A 14,107-nucleotide genomic window follows, 5' to 3' on the forward strand; every position below is an offset into this window, starting at 1 on the left:
TTCTTTGCGACACGCCTGCATCTAGGCACCCGATTACCGCGTAAAATTGAACATTGAGCCCGTGAAGGTGCGGTTTTCGTTCGTTAGCCGCAACAGTAGCCAGCCACATCAAGACGTCGCAACGCGCAGAACAGGGGTGGGAATATGAACACCATGCTTTATCCGGAACTTTATAGATCGCTCGAGTCCGTTCGATGGGACATGGAGAAGGACATTCCATGGGACAAGTTCGACGCATCGCTGCTCACCGACGAGCAGGCCGCGACGATCAAGATGAACGCGATCACCGAGTGGTCCGCGCTGCCCGCGACGGAAATGTTCCTGCGCGACAACCATCACGACAGCGATTTCTCCGCGTTCATGAGCGTGTGGTTTTTCGAAGAGCAGAAGCATTCGCTGGTGCTGATGGAATATCTGCGCCGCTTCAAGCCGGAACTCGTGCCGACCGAAGAAGAGCTGCACGCGGTGCGCTTCGAATTCGATCCGGCGCCGCCGCTCGAAACGCTGATGCTCCACTTCTGCGGTGAAATCCGCCTGAACCACTGGTATCGCCGTGCGGCAGAATGGCACACCGAGCCGGTCATCAAACAGATCTACGAAACCATCTCGCGTGACGAAGCGCGTCACGGCGGCGCGTATCTGCGCTATATGAAGAAGGCGCTCGTCAATTGCGGCGACGTTGCACGTGCGGCGTTCGCGAAGATCGGCGTGCTGATGGCATCCGCGCGCCGCACCGAAAAGCCGCTGCACCCGACCAACCTGCACGTGAACCAGGCGCTGTTCCCGCGCGACACGATTCAGTCGCGTCTGCCGGATCCCGAGTGGCTCGAGCGCTGGCTCGACGAACAGATCCGTTTCGACGACGGCTGGGAAAAGAAGGTGATCGAGCGCATTCTGCACAACCTGTCGATCCTGTTCGAGCGCACGTTCAGCACCGCGCAGGAACTGAACCGCTATCGCAAGGAAGTGGTGCAGCGTCTGCAGGCGGAGCAGGGCACGGCGCAGCAGCCGGCCTGAGCGCCACCTCACTTCGCCGCGCTCCCGCTACGCAACCGAAAGCAAAACGGCCCGACAGGCGTATAACCTGCCGGGCCGTTTTTTTATCTCGATAATCTTCGCTGTTCAATCGATTTGCCCGATCCCATGTCCGTCCATTTCGAACGCAAGCTCACGACCCGCGACGCGCTCGCGCAACGCCGTCCGTCGCTGACGGGGCCGGTGGTGTTCACCAACGGCGTCTTCGACATCCTGCATCGCGGGCACGTCACGTACCTCGCGGATGCGAAGGCGCTCGGCGCGTGTCTGATCGTCGGCGTGAACAGCGATGCGTCGGTGCGGATGCTCGGCAAGGGCGACGACCGGCCGATCAACACCGACGCCGACCGCATGGCGCTGCTCGCGGCGCTGGAGAGTGTCGACTGGGTGGTGCGTTTCGACGAGAAGACTCCCGTCGAACTGATCGAAGCACTGCGTCCGGACGTGCTCGTGAAAGGTGGCGACTACGACATGGATGCGCTGCCGGAATCGGCGCTGGTGCGTAGCTGGGGCGGTCGCGCGCTGGCGATTCCGTTCGAGCACGATCGCTCGACGACTGCGCTTTTGAAGAAGGTTCGGGCGCAGAACTAACGCGCCGCGATCGTCCTACTGCGCCAGCGCCGACGCAGCAATCGCCGGTTCGGGCGCCGGCCCACCTACCACTGCCTGATCTGCGGCATCCGCCGCCGACAGCGGACGCACCTGCAGCGTCTCCGGACGGATCTGCCGGTTCAGATGATTCGGCTCGCGTGCGCCGGCTGACGGCAGCGGTCCGAAGACGCCGCGCATCGCGACGAACGCGAGCATGTTGGCGAGAAACAGAATGGCGATCAGCCAGCGCAGCATGGTCGAGGTCTCCGTCGAGGGGATGAGGCTGCGTTCATTGTGAATGTGCGTGGCTGTCGGCGGCGATCAACGCGAGTCCCGACAGCACGAGCGTGTCGTGTCGCGTGTACGGCACCTGCAACGCACGGGCGACTTCATCGGCCGCGCCGCCACCGACCACCAGCCGCACCGGCACCTGCCACGCCGCCTGCAGGTCGCGCCAGTTTCGTTCGATCAGTCCAGCTTGCGCGAGCATGCAACCCGCCGACAGCGAACGTGGCGTATCGACCGCAAAAGCAGTCGCAGTAGCAGTCGCAGCGGAGCCGAGCAACCCACGCGCCGCATGCGCATCGAGCGTCGGCAACTGCGCGGTGTGTTCGCCGAGCGAGCGCATCATCAGCGTCCAGCCCGGCGCAATCAGACCGCCCGTGAACGTGCCGTCTGCGCGCAGCGCTTCGAGCGTCGTCGCGGTGCCGAACGTCGCGATCAGCAGAGGCTCGCCGGGGAAGGCCGCATGCGCGCCGATCAGACCGGCCCAGCGATCGCTGCCGAGCGCGGACGGCGTCGTGTATGAATTGGTCACGCCGCATTGGCGGTCAGTCGCGCGGATCGTCGTGCGCGGCAGGCCCGGCCAGCGTGCGTCGAGCAGCGCGTCGATGTGTCGCGCGACCGTCTCGCCCGCGACGTTCGATATCCATGCGCCGATCGGTGTCGGTAGCGTCGACCAGTCGGCAGGAGAAGCGACAGAAGCAGAAGAATGCGCAAACGCGCCGCTATGCGTCTGCGTCCCATCAGCCTGCGCAAGCGCCCATTTCACCCGACTGTTGCCCGCATCGATCAGCAGGAACGGCGCGCCGCTCATGCAGCACCTGCGAGCCGCAACGACACATCGCCGGTCGCAATCGTCTCGCGACCGCTCGCCGTATCGAGCAACAACTGGCCGCTTTCGTCGACACCGGCTGCGATGCCACGCGCCACTTCCACCCCTTGTTCGATCAGCACCACATCGCGCCCTGCGTACGCGTGGCAGCCGTTCCAGCGCTGCCGGAACGGCGCGAAGCCTTCGGCGCCAAAACGCTGCAGCGCGGGTTCGAGCGCGTTCAGTTCGGCCGCGAGCGTATCGGTGAGATTGGCTGTGGGCAGCGCGCGCGACAACGCCGTTGGCGCTGCTCCGCGAGCCTGCGCGGGCACGTTGGCCTGCTGCGCGCCGATCTTTTCGGCGAGCGCATCGGCGCCCTTCACGTTGGTGCCGATACCGATCACCACGGCGCTCGCGTCGGCGGTACTCCACGCGGTTTCGATCAGGATGCCGGCCAGCTTGTCGCCTTCGAACAGCACGTCGTTCGGCCACTTCAGCGCGATCTGGCCGGGCCCGGAGCCGGTGAGCGGCAGCGAGCGCAGCCCGTCGACGAGCGCGACACCGACCGCGAGGCTCAGGCCCGCCAGCCCTTCGAGCGGTCGCGGCAGCACGCACGCGACCGAAAACAGCAGCGCATTGCCGGGCTCGGCATACCACGGACGGCCGCGTCGTCCGCGGCCCGCGGTCTGCAGGTACGCGACGCGCACGATCGGCCGTGCGAGCGCGCCGGCCTTGCGCGGCAGCGCCTTGACGCGGGCCATCAGGTCGGCGTTGGTCGAGCCGGTCTCTTCGACGATTTCGATCGGCCAGTCCTGCGCATGCGCGCCGAACAGCGCGACAGCGCGGGCCCGGTCGATGCGCCAGTCGTCGGCGGGGGCGGCGCCGGTGGAGGTGCGAGGGTCGTTCATGGGGGCTATTGTAGCGACAGGGGTAGCGGCAAGGGGCGACGACCGGCGATGCGGGTGCACGAGCACGGTTCCGACACCCATGGTTCGTTACAATGGCCGCTCACGCATAACCCGATCTCCGCGCGCCTTGAACTTCGACACTCCGCCCGGCCTCGACATCTCCGCGGGCAACCAGGGCAAGATCGTCCGGCTCTCCGGCCAGTGGACGGCGCTCGCACTCGCGCGCGACCGTCAGCAGGGCCGCGTGATGCCGCGCCTGCGCGCGCTCGTCGGTGCCAAAGAGCGGGTCACGCAATGGGATCTGTCGCGGGTCGAGCGGCTCGATCACGTCGGCGGCCAGGCGCTGTGGCGCGTGTGGGGCCATCAGCTGCCGGCCGAACTCGCCGCGCTGAACGACACGCAGCGCGACATCTTCGAGCGCATCGCGCTACTCGACGCAGGCCGCGAGCCGGCCGACGCCGTCCCGCACGTCGATCCATTCACGCGCCTCGGCCTGTCGATCTTCGCGTTCTTCGATCACCTGTACGCCGGCATCGCGATGTTCGGCCGCGTGATCCTCGATCTGCTGTCGATCGCGCGCAATCCAAAGCTCACGCCGTGGACCGAGATTTCCGCGAACGTCTACAACGCAGGCACCCAGGCACTGCCGATCACCGCGCTCGTCGCGTTCCTGATCGGCATCGTGCTGAGCTATCTGTCCGCGCAGCAGTTGCGGCTGTTCGGCGCGAACCAGTACATCGTGAACATTCTCGGGCTGTCGGTGATCCGCGAACTCGGGCCGGTGCTGTCGGCGATTCTCGTCGCGGGGCGTTCGGGCTCGGCGATCACCGCGCAGATCGGCGTGATGCGCGTCACCGAAGAACTCGACGCGATGCGCGTGATGGGCATCCCGCACGGGCTGCGGCTGATCCTGCCGCGCGTCGTCGCGCTCGGCGTCGCGATGCCGCTGCTCGTGATGTGGACCAACATCATCGCGCTCGCGGGCGGCGCGCTCGCGGCGAAGATCGTACTCGGCATCGACCTGTCGTATTTCGCGCGTGCGCTGCCGGGCGTGGTCCCGGTCGCGAATCTGTGGATCGGGCTCGGCAAGGGCGTCGCGTTCGGCATGCTGATCGCGATCGTCGGCTGCCATTTCGGTTTCCGGATCAAGGCGAATTCGCAGAGCCTCGGCGAGGGCACGACGACGTCGGTGGTGACATCGATTACCGTCGTGATTCTCGCGGACGCCGTGTTCGCGATCCTGTTCCAGAACGTGGGGCTCGGATGATCGCGCCGCTCACTACCGCCGTGCGCGGCCAGCCGCTGCCCGAGATCGCCGAACCGGTGATCGAGGTACACGACATCACGAAGCGCTACGGGCGCAACATCGTCCATCAGCACCTGAACCTCGAGGTGCGGCGCGGCGAGATCGTGTCGATCGTCGGCGGCTCGGGGTCGGGCAAGACGACGCTGGTGCGGCAGATCCTCGGGCTCGAGCGGCCGTCGTCGGGCACGATCCGCGTACTCGGCGAAGACTGGTCGACGATGGACGAGGACACCGCGCACCTGATGCGCAGCCGCTCCGGCATGCTGTTCCAGCACGGCGCGCTGTTCTCGTCGCTGTCGGTGTTCGACAACGTCGCGCAGCCGTTGCGCGAGCTCGGCAAGATCCCCGACGACCTGCTGCGCGACATCGTGATGCTCAAGCTGGAGATGGTCGGATTGCCGTGCAAGAACGCGTCGAAGATGCCGGCCGCGCTGTCGGGCGGGATGATCAAGCGGGTCGGCATCGCGCGCGCCATTGCGCTGGAACCCGAGCTGCTGTTTCTCGACGAACCGACCGCCGGGCTCGATCCGCAGGCATCGGACGAATTCGTCGAGCTGATCGGCACGCTGCATCGCGCGCTCGGTCTGACGGTGGTGATGGTGACGCACGATCTCGATACGATGGTCGCGCTGTCGACCCGCGTCGCGGTGCTCGCCGATCGCAAGGTGCTCGTCGCCGCGCCGGTCGAGGAAGCGGCGAACGTCGATCACCCTTTTATCCGCGAATATTTTCTGGGGCTGCGCGGTCGTCGCGCGCTGCAGGCGTTGCCGCCCGAGCGTCGCGCGAAGTTGCCGGCCGTCGCGCTCGAACCGGCTTCATCCGAATTGCCGCTGTAAAACAGGAGTTGTCGCTGTGAACCAGGGAACCTGACCATGGAAAATAAATCGCATGCCTTCTGGGCCGGTCTCTTTACGGTAGGCCTGCTGGTCGCGATCGCGCTGGCGGCGTTCCTGTTCAACGTCGACCGTTCGGTGCGCGTGCCGTACGACCTGATCGCGCGCACCAACGTGACGGGGCTCTACACCGATGCCGCCGTGCGTTATCGCGGGCTCGACGTCGGCAAGGTGCAGTCGATCCATTTCGATCGCTCGCACCCGGGGCAGATCGTGATCCGGATCATGGTCGACACCCACGCGCCGATCACGCGTTCGACGTTCGGTAGTCTCGGCTTCCAGGGCGTGACGGGGATCGCGTTCATCCAGCTCGACGACACGGGCCACGATCCGGAGCCGCTGCCTTCGTCGCTGAAGAGCGTCGCGCAGCTGCCGATGCATCCGGGTCTGCTCGATCAGTTGCAGGAGCGCGGCGACGTGCTGCTGCGGCAACTGGAGAAAGTGGCCGGCGACGTCGACGCGCTGCTCTCCGACGACATGAGAAAGCAACTGTTCGCGACGGCGGCGAGCCTGCAACACGCAGCCGATGGCGTGACGACGCTGTCGCAGCAGATGGGCCCGACGGTCGGCAAGCTGCCCGCGACGCTGAACCAGCTGGACAGCACGCTCGCATCGACCAACCAGTTGATCACGAGCCTGAACCGGCCCGATGGCCCGTTCGAGATGAATCTGAACAAGGTCGGCACGGCGGCGCAGCAGGCGGGCGTCGCGCTGGGCGCGATGGACTCGACGCTGCAGGAGCTGTCGGCGCGCGTGAGCTACGACACGCTGCCGCGCGTCAATGCGTTGTCCGAGGACGTGCGGTCGGCGGCGCGCTCGGTAGACAAGGCCGCCGACTCGTTCAGCAGCAACCCGCGCAGCGTGCTGTTCGGCGCGCCGCGCTCGGCGCCTGGCCCCGGCGAACCCGGGTTCGCGTGGCCCGGCGCCGCGACGAAATGATTTCATAGGATCTTTGCGATGCCACGCATCTTTTATCGTTCGTTCAAGTCAGGTGGTTTTCTCGCTGTCGTGCTGACCGCAGCGTTGCTCACGGGCTGCGGAACGCCCGCCGCGATCTCCGATTTCCGCTACGACCTCGGCCCCGGTCCGGCATTGCCGCCGGCATCGGTCGCGTCGTTGCCGACCGTCAAGGTGCTCGACGTCGGCGCACCCGAGACGCTCGATTCGGACCGCCTTGTCTATCGCCTCGGTTACGCGGACAAGCAGCGGCTCGCGTCGTATGCGAACAGCCACTGGACGATGGCACCCGCGCAACTGCTCACGCAACGCCTGCGCAGCGCGCTGTCGTCGCGCGGTACGGTGCTCACCGGTGCGGACGGCGTACGTGCGCCGGTGCTGAAGGTCGACCTCCAGGAGTTCGAGCAGGTGTTCGACGGTCAGTCGGAGAGTCACGGTGCGGTCACCGCGCGTGCGACGCTGATCCAGAGCGGCAAGGTGATCGGCCAGCATACGTTCGTCGCGCGCGCGCCGGCGAGTTCGCCGGACGCAGCGGGCGGCGCGGCGGCGCTCGCCGCCGCGAGCAACGATCTGATCGGACAGGTCGTCGCGTGGCTCGGTGTGCAGCCGCTGGTCGCGTCGCAGTGACATGCAGCGCGATGAGTGCGCTGTTGTCGTGAGCGTCTGGCGATGACGCGCGTGCCGTATCGTCCGCAGAGCGCGCGATGAGCGACAAGCCCTGGCAGCGCCGTCCGTCGGCGCTCGCTCGACAGGCGCTGTGGCTGTACGCGGCGCTGATCGTCTATGGATCGTGGTATCCGTTCTCCGGCTGGCGCTCGCTCGGCCTCGGTCCGTTCGACTACCTGAACGACCCGCTCCCGCAATACCTGACCGCCTTCGACGTCGTCACGAACGTGCTCGGCTACATGCCGTTCGGCGCGCTGTGCGTGCTGGCGGTGTATCCGCGTCGACGCGGCGCGTCGGCGATTGCGATCGCGTTCGTGCTGGGTGCGTTGCTGTCGTCGGTGATGGAGGCGGTGCAGACCTATCTGCCGACGCGTGTCGCGTCGAATCTCGATCTCTCCGCGAATGCGCTCGGCGCGTTGCTCGGCGCCGCGCTGATGTCGCCCGCGACCGGCGCGCTGCTCGATCGCGGCGCGTTGCGTCGGCTGCGCTTTCTGTGGCTCGAACGCGATGCGGCGGCGCTCGTCGGGCTCACCGCGCTGTGGCCGTTCGCGACGATGTTTCCCGCGCCGTTGCTGTTCGGTCTCGGCGACTGGCCGCGCACGCTGTGGCTGCGTTTCGATTCGACGATGCAGGACGCGCTGCTCGCCTGGGCGCCCGTGACATGGCACGTCGCGTCGTGGCCCGCCGCGCTCGGCGCCGCGTTGCCCGACGACGCGTGGGAAGCCATCGTCACCGCGCTGAACCTGTTCGCCGCGTGCGCGCTCGCGTCGCTGCCGATCCGTCCGCGCGCGCCGCGTATCCGGCTGCTGCTCGCGCTCGTCGTGCTGACGCTGTTCGTGAAGGCCGGCGCGACGTTCCTGCAGTCGCAATCCGGTCTCGCATTCGACTGGGCGACGCCTGGCGCACTCGCGGGTCTCGCGATCGGTACGGTCGTGGGGCTGTGTTCGCTCGTGCTGCCGGCCGCATGGCGCGCGACGCTCGCGGCGGCTGCGCTCGCGGTGTCGCTGGTGTGCGTAAATCTGCTGCCGGTGAATCCGTACTTCGACGTCGTGCTCGCCGACTGGCGCCAGGGTCGCTATCTGCATTTCAACGGACTCGCGCGCTGGCTCGCGTGGACGTGGCCGTATGCGATGCTGGTGTGGCTCGCGTTCTCGGCCGAGCGTGCGTGGCTCACGCGGCAGCGCGCCGCGCGTTGAACATGTTGGACATGCAGCCGCAACGCTGCGGCTGTCCGGCGCGCTCGTTATAATCGACTGGACAATCGAACGGCGCAGAGCGCAGACGATCGCAAGCCTTCCGCAAGCACGCTTCGGGAGCGACGACCGTACCGCGACACGTTGCCGCGCCATCCCCCACACTGACTCCGGCGTTCGCGCCCGCCCATCATGGATTCGTTCTTCAAGTATCACGTGTTCTTCTGCCTGAACCAGCGCGATCCCGGTGCCGAGCGGCCGAGTTGCGCGAACTGCAATTCGCAGGCGATGCAGGAGTACGCGAAAAAACGCGTGAAGCAACTCGGTCTCGCGGGGCTGGGCCAGGTGCGCATCAACAAGTCGGGGTGCCTCGACCGTTGCGAGGAAGGGCCGACGATCGTCGTGTATCCGGAGGGCACGTGGTACACGTACGTCGACGAAAGCGACATCGACGAGATCGTCGACTCGCATCTTGCGAACGGCAAGATCGTCGAACGGCTGTTGATTGATCGCTGACCGATTATTAGAGACCGCATGAACGTTCACACGCAGAAATTCCTGATCGACGGGCCGGTCGGCAAGATCGAGGTCGCACTCGATCTGCCCGACGCGGTTCGCGACAACGACAACGCCGCCGCGCCGCGCGGCATCGCGCTCGTTGCGCATCCGCATCCGCTGTTCGGCGGTTCGATGGACAACAAGGTCGCGCAGACGCTTGCACGCACGCTGGTGCAGCTCGGCTACGTCACGTACCGGTCGAATTTTCGCGGCGTCGGCGAGACGCAGGGCGAACACGACGCCGGCCACGGCGAACGTGACGATCTGCTCGCGCTGCTCGACTACATGCGCGCGCAGCCGGGCCAGGCCGAGTTGCCGCTCGTACTCGCGGGCTTTTCGTTCGGCACGTTCGTCGTGTCGCACGTCGCGAAGCAGTTGCTCGACGCGGGCAAGTCAATCGAAAGAATCGTGATGGTCGGCACGGCGGCGAGCCGTTGGGACGTCGTGCCCGTGCCGGAAAACACACTCGTGATTCACGGCGAGAACGACGATACGGTGCCCGTACAATCGGTGTTCGACTGGGCACGGCCGCAGGAACTGCCGGTCATCGTGATCCCCGGCGCCGAACACTTTCTGCATCGCAAGCTGCACATCCTCAAGCGCATCATCGTCGACGCCTGGCGCTGATTCCTGCCTGTCCGCACGACGTGTCGCGCGACTTTTACGCGACACGTACGCGCTTTTCTCGCGATCGGCGAAAAGCGGCCTGCACGCGACGCGTATAATGAGCGCTCTTTTTTGGGGCGCAGCGCCGCCCGTCCGATCGATTGCGTCGCGCCAGGTCATCGTGCGTCGTGCGTAACATCGGGCACCCGGCGCGTGCGCGAACCGATCGCGTGGCCGCAAGTCCAATGAGCGCTGTACCGCGCGCTGTACTATTTTCGCGGCGAGGCGCTCGCCGGCCGGCTCTTCCCATTCATGCACCGCGTGTACGTCCGTGTGCACGACGCACTTTTCTGCCCGAATCGATCCTATGCGTTTTTCCACTGCTGGTTTCCCGTCACTCTCCTCCTCATCCGTTAGCCGCGTAGTGACGCTCGGCGTGCTGGTTCCGGCGCTGCTCGTTACGAGCACGGCGTTCGCGGCGAAGACCACCTCGGCTGCAAAAGCTGCCGAAGCCAAGGTCGCTGCGGTTCCTGCGGCACCCGTCACGACCACAGGTGGCCAGTTGCCGCCGCCGGCGGTGAACGCGCGTTCGTGGGTGCTCGTCGATGCGACCAGCAACCAGATCCTCGCGTCGGGCAATCCCGACGAACGCGTCGAGCCCGCATCGCTGACCAAGCTGATGACGGCGTACCTCGTGTTCGAAGCACTGCAGACGAAAAAGATCACGATGGACCAGACCGTGATGCCGAGCGACGCGGTGCGCCGTGTACGCAACGACGAGTCGCGGATGTTCATCGAAGCGAACAAGCCGGTGACCGTGCACGACCTCGTGTACGGGATGATCGTGCAGTCGGGTAACGATGCAGCGATCGCGCTGGCGGAGCTCGTTGGCGGCAGCGAATCGCAGTTCGTCACGATGATGAACACGGAAGCGCAGCGTCTCGGCATGAAGGGTACGCATTTCGCGGACGTGAACGGCATGCCCGATCCGCAGCACTACACGACGGCCGGCGATCTCGCGCGGCTGTCCACGCGGCTGATCCGCGACTTCCCCGACTACTACAGCATCTTCTCGGTGAAGGAGTTCACGTATAACAAGATCAAGCAGCCGAACCGCAATCGTCTGCTGTGGCTCGATCCGACCGTCGACGGTCTGAAGACCGGCCACACGCAGGCCGCCGGCTACTGCCTGATCGCGACCGCGAAGCGTTCGCTGCCGGGTACGCCCGATGCGTCGCGCCGTCTCGTCACCGTGATGATGGGCGAGGAGAAGGAACACGACCGCGTGCAGGACAGCCTGAAGATGCTGAACTACGGCTACAGCGCGTACGACACGGTGCGTCTGTACAAGGCCGGTCAGACGATCGACACGCCGCGCGTCTACAAGGGTGCGCAAGACACGGTGAAGGTCGGCGTGAAGAGCGACCAGTTCATCACGCTGCCGAAGGGCGCGAGCGACAAGGCGAAGCCGCAGGTCACGCTGAACACGCCGCTGATCGCGCCGCTCGCGGATGGTCAGACGGTCGGTAGCGTGCAGCTCGTCGCCGATGGCAAGACGCTCGCGGAATTCCCGGTCGTCGCGTTGCAGGCGGTGCCGCAGGCGGGCGTCGTGGGCCGCGTGTGGGATTCGCTGATGCTGATGTTCAACAAGAAGAAGTAAGTCATGCTGTCCGGCGCCGCGCGTGGTGGTTTCACGCGCGGCGTCGTGCATTCAGGGAGCGAGGGATGACCCCCGAGAACGAATCACTTATCGAATACCCGTGCGACTTTCCGATCAAGGTAATGGGCAAGTCGCATCCCGATTTCACCGACACGATCGTGACGGTGATCCGTCAGTTCGACGGTGACTTCGATCCGACCGGAATCGAAACGCGGCCGTCGAGCGGCGGCAACTACACCGGCCTTACGGTGACCGTGCGCGTGCTGAACCGCGAGCATCTGGACAGCATCTATCTCGCGCTCACCGGGCACCCGATGGTGAAGATCGTTCTCTGAACGTCGAAGGTTACCGATCCTACTCGCGGGGCGCGCTCAGCGTCCCGCCTGCAGCGCGCCTTTCGAGATGCGCGTCGCGGTGATCGTCGGGCCTTCCGCGCAGGCCCGTTCGAACAGCAGCCGGAACCGCCCGACCTCGTCGAATACCCACTGACGAAACGCCTGCACCCGCTCGGTGTGCAACGTCTGCTGCGGACACAGAAAGTAGTACTGCCACGGGCTCGGCCCATCGATATCGAACAGCCGCACCAGCCGGCCCGCCGCGATCTCGTGCATCGCGAGCGAGCGCCGCGTGAGCGCGACGCCCTGGCCGTCGATCGCTGCCTGCAGCAGGTTCGACGAATCCTGATACAGCACGCCGCGCTTCGGCTCCGGCCACGCGTTCAATCCCGCCGCATCGAACCACGGACGCCATAGCTCGTCGTCCGAGCGCAGCAATGGCACGTTCGCGAGATCGGCGGGCGTTTTCGGCAGCTTGCCGCCGTTGAAGTTCGGTGAGCACGCGGGAAAGAAAATCTCCTCCAGCAGCAGCTCCGCATGCAGGCCCGGGTATTTGCCATAGCCGAAGCGGATCGCGATATCGATGTCGTCGCGCGCGAAATCGGCGAGCGCGTTGGTGGACAGCAGTTCGAGATCCCACTGCGGATTCGCCTCGATGAAGCTGCCGATGCGCGGCGTCACCCAGCGCGCGGCGAACGACGACAGCATCGATACGACGAGCCGCCGTTCGCGATCGCCGGCGCGAATGGCCTGAGTGGCTTCGGCGAGCGTTTCGAGCGCGGCGCGCACCTGGCCCGCGTAGCGACGACCGATGTCGGTGAGCCGCACGCGCTTGCCGTCGCGCGCGAACAGCGCGACGCCGAGTTCGGCTTCGAGCGCGCGGATCTGATGGCTGACCGCGCCGTGGGTGACGAAAAGTTCGTCGGCGGCACGCGAGAAGCTCTCGTGACGGGCGGCGGCCTCGAACGCCTTGATCGCGTTCAGTGCGGGGAGTTGTCGCAGATCCATCGCAATTTGGCTCACATAGACGTGAAAATTGATCGTTTGGCGTAAACCCTTGATGCGCCTACGATTGTAAGCGTCAAACAAGCATTAGCGGAGGCGGTCATGCGAGAAATTTCTTCTAGTATCACGTTCGAAATCCGGCCGGGTGAAACGGTGCCGATGAGGGTCGAGCGCAGCACGCGGCTCGCGGTGACATGCAACCCGATCTGGGTCACGCGCAGCGACGATACGCGGGACTACTGGCTCGAACCGGGTCATACGCTGCATCTGCGGCGCGGTGAGCGGCTGTGGCTGAGCGCCGAAGGCGGTCCGACGGCGCGGGTCGCGTTCGCGGTGCCCGCACGGGCGGATCAGAAGGTTCTCAACTGGCTCGGACGGATGGGCGAGCGCTTCGGTCTGCATTTCAAGGACGGCTGGCGCGCGGTTTGAGTCCGATGAAATGCGCGGTGGTCCGCATCGACCACCGCGACGGTCGGCCGGCGAGGCGCGACGGTTTTCGGTAAACTGCCGGAACTATGTGCGCTTCGCCGGTTTCTTCTTCTCCTTCGCCGTCCTCTCCGATTCCCGCCGAGGTCGTGCCCGTCACGGCCGTCGCGGCCCGTCCGCCGCACGTCGAGTTGCGCTGGCGCGGCGTCGAGTCGTATGAAACCAGCTTCGACGCAATGCGCGCGTTCACCGACGCCCGCACCGCCGATACCTCCGACGAAATCTGGCTCGTCGAACATCCCCCCGTCTTCACGCTCGGCCAGGCCGGCGATCCTGCTCATCTGCTCGCGGCCGACAGCGGCATTCCTCTGGTGAAAGTGGACCGCGGCGGACAGATCACGTATCACGGGCCGGGGCAGGTTGTCGCCTATCTGCTGCTCGATCTGCGACGTCGCAAGTTGATGGTGCGCGAACTCGTCACGCGGATCGAACAGGGTGTGATCGATACCCTCGCGGCGTATAATCTCGCCGGAGAACGCAAGGCGGGCGCCCCCGGAATCTACGTGGCGCCAGGTCCGCAAGCGGGACCGCACGCAGGTGCGAAGATCGCGGCGCTCGGGTTGAAGATCCGCAACGGCTGCAGCTATCACGGCGTCAGCCTGAACGTGAACATGGACCTGCAGCCGTTTCTGGCCATCAATCCGTGCGGTTACGCCGGACTCGAAACAATCGATATGGCGACGCTCGGCGTCGCCGCCGGCTGGAACGACGTAGCCGGTACGCTGGCTGCCCAACTCACCGCAAACATCGACGGCAAATCCGCGGCCTCCGCAGCCGTTACCCAACCGCAGGCCGGCGTCGTTGCCGCCTGACTG

17 protein-coding genes are annotated in these 14,107 nt (G+C 65.8%); 13 read left to right on the forward strand and 4 right to left on the reverse strand.

Annotation, left to right across the window (positions count from 1 at the left end; genetic code table 11):
• The first annotated feature begins 144 nt into the window (after positions 1–144).
• Both E1748_RS25120 and rfaE2 read left to right on the forward strand, forming a co-directional pair.
• Positions 145–1,017, forward strand: a complete 873-nt coding sequence (locus E1748_RS25120; RefSeq protein ID WP_133649970.1) for a ferritin family protein — start codon at positions 145–147, stop codon at positions 1,015–1,017.
• Between the two features lie 126 nt (positions 1,018–1,143).
• Positions 1,144–1,626 carry a D-glycero-beta-D-manno-heptose 1-phosphate adenylyltransferase gene (rfaE2, locus tag E1748_RS25125; RefSeq protein ID WP_133649971.1) on the forward strand — a complete coding sequence of 161 codons (483 nt, stop codon included), beginning with the start codon at positions 1,144–1,146 and terminating at the stop codon, positions 1,624–1,626.
• Between the two features lie 15 nt (positions 1,627–1,641).
• Here the strand turns inward: rfaE2 and E1748_RS25130 are convergent, their stop codons facing one another.
• Genes E1748_RS25130 through E1748_RS25140 form a run of 3 tightly spaced genes read right to left on the reverse strand, consistent with a single transcriptional unit; the run spans position 1,642 to position 3,627 of the window.
• Entirely contained in the window at positions 1,642–1,881 is a 240-nt protein-coding gene (locus E1748_RS25130; RefSeq protein ID WP_133649972.1) for a hypothetical protein, read from the reverse strand.
• Positions 1,882–1,915: 34 nt separating this feature from the next.
• Positions 1,916–2,722: a type III pantothenate kinase gene (locus E1748_RS25135; RefSeq protein ID WP_133649973.1), complete on the reverse strand. Its 807-nt coding sequence runs from the start codon at positions 2,720–2,722 to the stop codon at positions 1,916–1,918.
• Positions 2,719–3,627 (reverse strand): biotin--[acetyl-CoA-carboxylase] ligase, encoded by a 909-nt coding sequence (locus E1748_RS25140; protein WP_133649974.1) that lies wholly within the window; start codon positions 3,625–3,627, stop codon positions 2,719–2,721. Before E1748_RS25140 ends, E1748_RS25135 begins: the two co-directional genes overlap by 4 nt.
• Positions 3,628–3,754: 127 nt before the next feature.
• On the opposite strand from E1748_RS25140, the gene E1748_RS25145 reads away from it, so the two are divergent.
• From E1748_RS25145 to E1748_RS25185, 9 genes are all read left to right on the forward strand, one after another.
• Positions 3,755–4,894, forward strand: a complete 1,140-nt coding sequence (locus E1748_RS25145) for an MlaE family ABC transporter permease (protein ID WP_133649975.1) — start codon at positions 3,755–3,757, stop codon at positions 4,892–4,894.
• Positions 4,891–5,769, forward strand: coding sequence for an ABC transporter ATP-binding protein (locus E1748_RS25150; RefSeq protein WP_133649976.1), 879 nt, complete (start codon positions 4,891–4,893; stop codon positions 5,767–5,769). Before E1748_RS25145 ends, E1748_RS25150 begins: the two co-directional genes overlap by 4 nt.
• A 36-nt stretch (positions 5,770–5,805) precedes the next feature.
• Positions 5,806–6,765, forward strand: coding sequence for an MlaD family protein (locus tag E1748_RS25155; protein ID WP_133649977.1), 960 nt, complete (start codon positions 5,806–5,808; stop codon positions 6,763–6,765).
• An 18-nt stretch (positions 6,766–6,783) separates the two neighbouring features.
• Positions 6,784–7,410 (forward strand): ABC-type transport auxiliary lipoprotein family protein, encoded by a 627-nt coding sequence (locus E1748_RS25160; RefSeq protein ID WP_133649978.1) that lies wholly within the window; start codon positions 6,784–6,786, stop codon positions 7,408–7,410.
• 77 nt (positions 7,411–7,487) lie between these two features.
• Entirely contained in the window at positions 7,488–8,645 is a 1,158-nt protein-coding gene (locus E1748_RS25165; protein WP_133649979.1) for a VanZ family protein, read from the forward strand.
• Between the two features lie 189 nt (positions 8,646–8,834).
• A complete protein-coding gene (locus E1748_RS25170; protein ID WP_133649980.1) occupies positions 8,835–9,158 on the forward strand; it encodes a (2Fe-2S) ferredoxin domain-containing protein in 324 nt (107 codons plus the stop codon).
• A gap of 18 nt (positions 9,159–9,176) precedes the next feature.
• The gene (locus E1748_RS25175; protein WP_133649981.1) at positions 9,177–9,827 is read left to right on the forward strand and encodes an alpha/beta hydrolase; all 651 of its coding nucleotides are present in this window, start codon (positions 9,177–9,179) and stop codon (positions 9,825–9,827) included.
• Between the two features lie 346 nt (positions 9,828–10,173).
• Positions 10,174–11,466 carry a D-alanyl-D-alanine carboxypeptidase family protein gene (locus tag E1748_RS25180; RefSeq protein WP_166653627.1) on the forward strand — a complete coding sequence of 431 codons (1,293 nt, stop codon included), beginning with the start codon at positions 10,174–10,176 and terminating at the stop codon, positions 11,464–11,466.
• A gap of 65 nt (positions 11,467–11,531) precedes the next feature.
• Complete coding sequence (locus tag E1748_RS25185) at positions 11,532–11,801, forward strand: HP0495 family protein (RefSeq protein WP_133649982.1); 270 nt, start codon at positions 11,532–11,534, stop codon at positions 11,799–11,801.
• Positions 11,802–11,837: 36 nt separating this feature from the next.
• On the opposite strand, the gene E1748_RS25190 is transcribed toward E1748_RS25185, so the two are convergent.
• Positions 11,838–12,809, reverse strand: coding sequence for a transcriptional regulator GcvA (locus E1748_RS25190; RefSeq protein WP_133649983.1), 972 nt, complete (start codon positions 12,807–12,809; stop codon positions 11,838–11,840).
• 99 nt (positions 12,810–12,908) lie between these two features.
• Here E1748_RS25190 and E1748_RS25195 point away from each other — a divergent pair, with 99 nt between their 5' ends.
• Both E1748_RS25195 and lipB read left to right on the forward strand, forming a co-directional pair.
• Entirely contained in the window at positions 12,909–13,235 is a 327-nt protein-coding gene (locus E1748_RS25195) for a DUF2917 domain-containing protein (protein ID WP_133649984.1), read from the forward strand.
• Between the two features lie 86 nt (positions 13,236–13,321).
• A complete protein-coding gene (gene lipB, locus E1748_RS25200; RefSeq protein WP_133649985.1) occupies positions 13,322–14,104 on the forward strand; it encodes a lipoyl(octanoyl) transferase LipB in 783 nt (260 codons plus the stop codon).
• The last annotated feature ends 3 nt before the right edge of the window (positions 14,105–14,107 follow it).

The organism is Paraburkholderia flava, assembly GCF_004359985.1.
Lineage (GTDB): Bacteria > Pseudomonadota > Gammaproteobacteria > Burkholderiales > Burkholderiaceae > Paraburkholderia > Paraburkholderia flava.

Bases quoted from the DNA above. Each gene is read 5' to 3' on its own strand.
- E1748_RS25150 (WP_133649976.1), top strand. From the start codon at position 4,891: ATGATCGCGCCGCTCACTACCGCCGTGCGCGGCCAGCCGCTGCCCGAG.
- E1748_RS25155 (WP_133649977.1), top strand. From the start codon at position 5,806: ATGGAAAATAAATCGCATGCCTTCTGGGCCGGTCTCTTTACGGTAGGC.
- E1748_RS25185 (WP_133649982.1), top strand. From the start codon at position 11,532: ATGACCCCCGAGAACGAATCACTTATCGAATACCCGTGCGACTTTCCG.
- E1748_RS25140 (WP_133649974.1), bottom strand. From the start codon at position 3,627: ATGAACGACCCTCGCACCTCCACCGGCGCCGCCCCCGCCGACGACTGG.
- lipB (WP_133649985.1), top strand. From the start codon at position 13,322: ATGTGCGCTTCGCCGGTTTCTTCTTCTCCTTCGCCGTCCTCTCCGATT.
- E1748_RS25190 (WP_133649983.1), bottom strand. From the start codon at position 12,809: ATGGATCTGCGACAACTCCCCGCACTGAACGCGATCAAGGCGTTCGAG.
- E1748_RS25120 (WP_133649970.1), top strand. From the start codon at position 145: ATGAACACCATGCTTTATCCGGAACTTTATAGATCGCTCGAGTCCGTT.
- E1748_RS25135 (WP_133649973.1), bottom strand. From the start codon at position 2,722: ATGAGCGGCGCGCCGTTCCTGCTGATCGATGCGGGCAACAGTCGGGTG.
- E1748_RS25180 (WP_166653627.1), top strand. From the start codon at position 10,174: ATGCGTTTTTCCACTGCTGGTTTCCCGTCACTCTCCTCCTCATCCGTT.
- E1748_RS25165 (WP_133649979.1), top strand. From the start codon at position 7,488: ATGAGCGACAAGCCCTGGCAGCGCCGTCCGTCGGCGCTCGCTCGACAG.
- E1748_RS25170 (WP_133649980.1), top strand. From the start codon at position 8,835: ATGGATTCGTTCTTCAAGTATCACGTGTTCTTCTGCCTGAACCAGCGC.
- rfaE2 (WP_133649971.1), top strand. From the start codon at position 1,144: ATGTCCGTCCATTTCGAACGCAAGCTCACGACCCGCGACGCGCTCGCG.
- E1748_RS25130 (WP_133649972.1), bottom strand. From the start codon at position 1,881: ATGCTGCGCTGGCTGATCGCCATTCTGTTTCTCGCCAACATGCTCGCG.
- E1748_RS25175 (WP_133649981.1), top strand. From the start codon at position 9,177: ATGAACGTTCACACGCAGAAATTCCTGATCGACGGGCCGGTCGGCAAG.
- E1748_RS25195 (WP_133649984.1), top strand. From the start codon at position 12,909: ATGCGAGAAATTTCTTCTAGTATCACGTTCGAAATCCGGCCGGGTGAA.
- E1748_RS25160 (WP_133649978.1), top strand. From the start codon at position 6,784: ATGCCACGCATCTTTTATCGTTCGTTCAAGTCAGGTGGTTTTCTCGCT.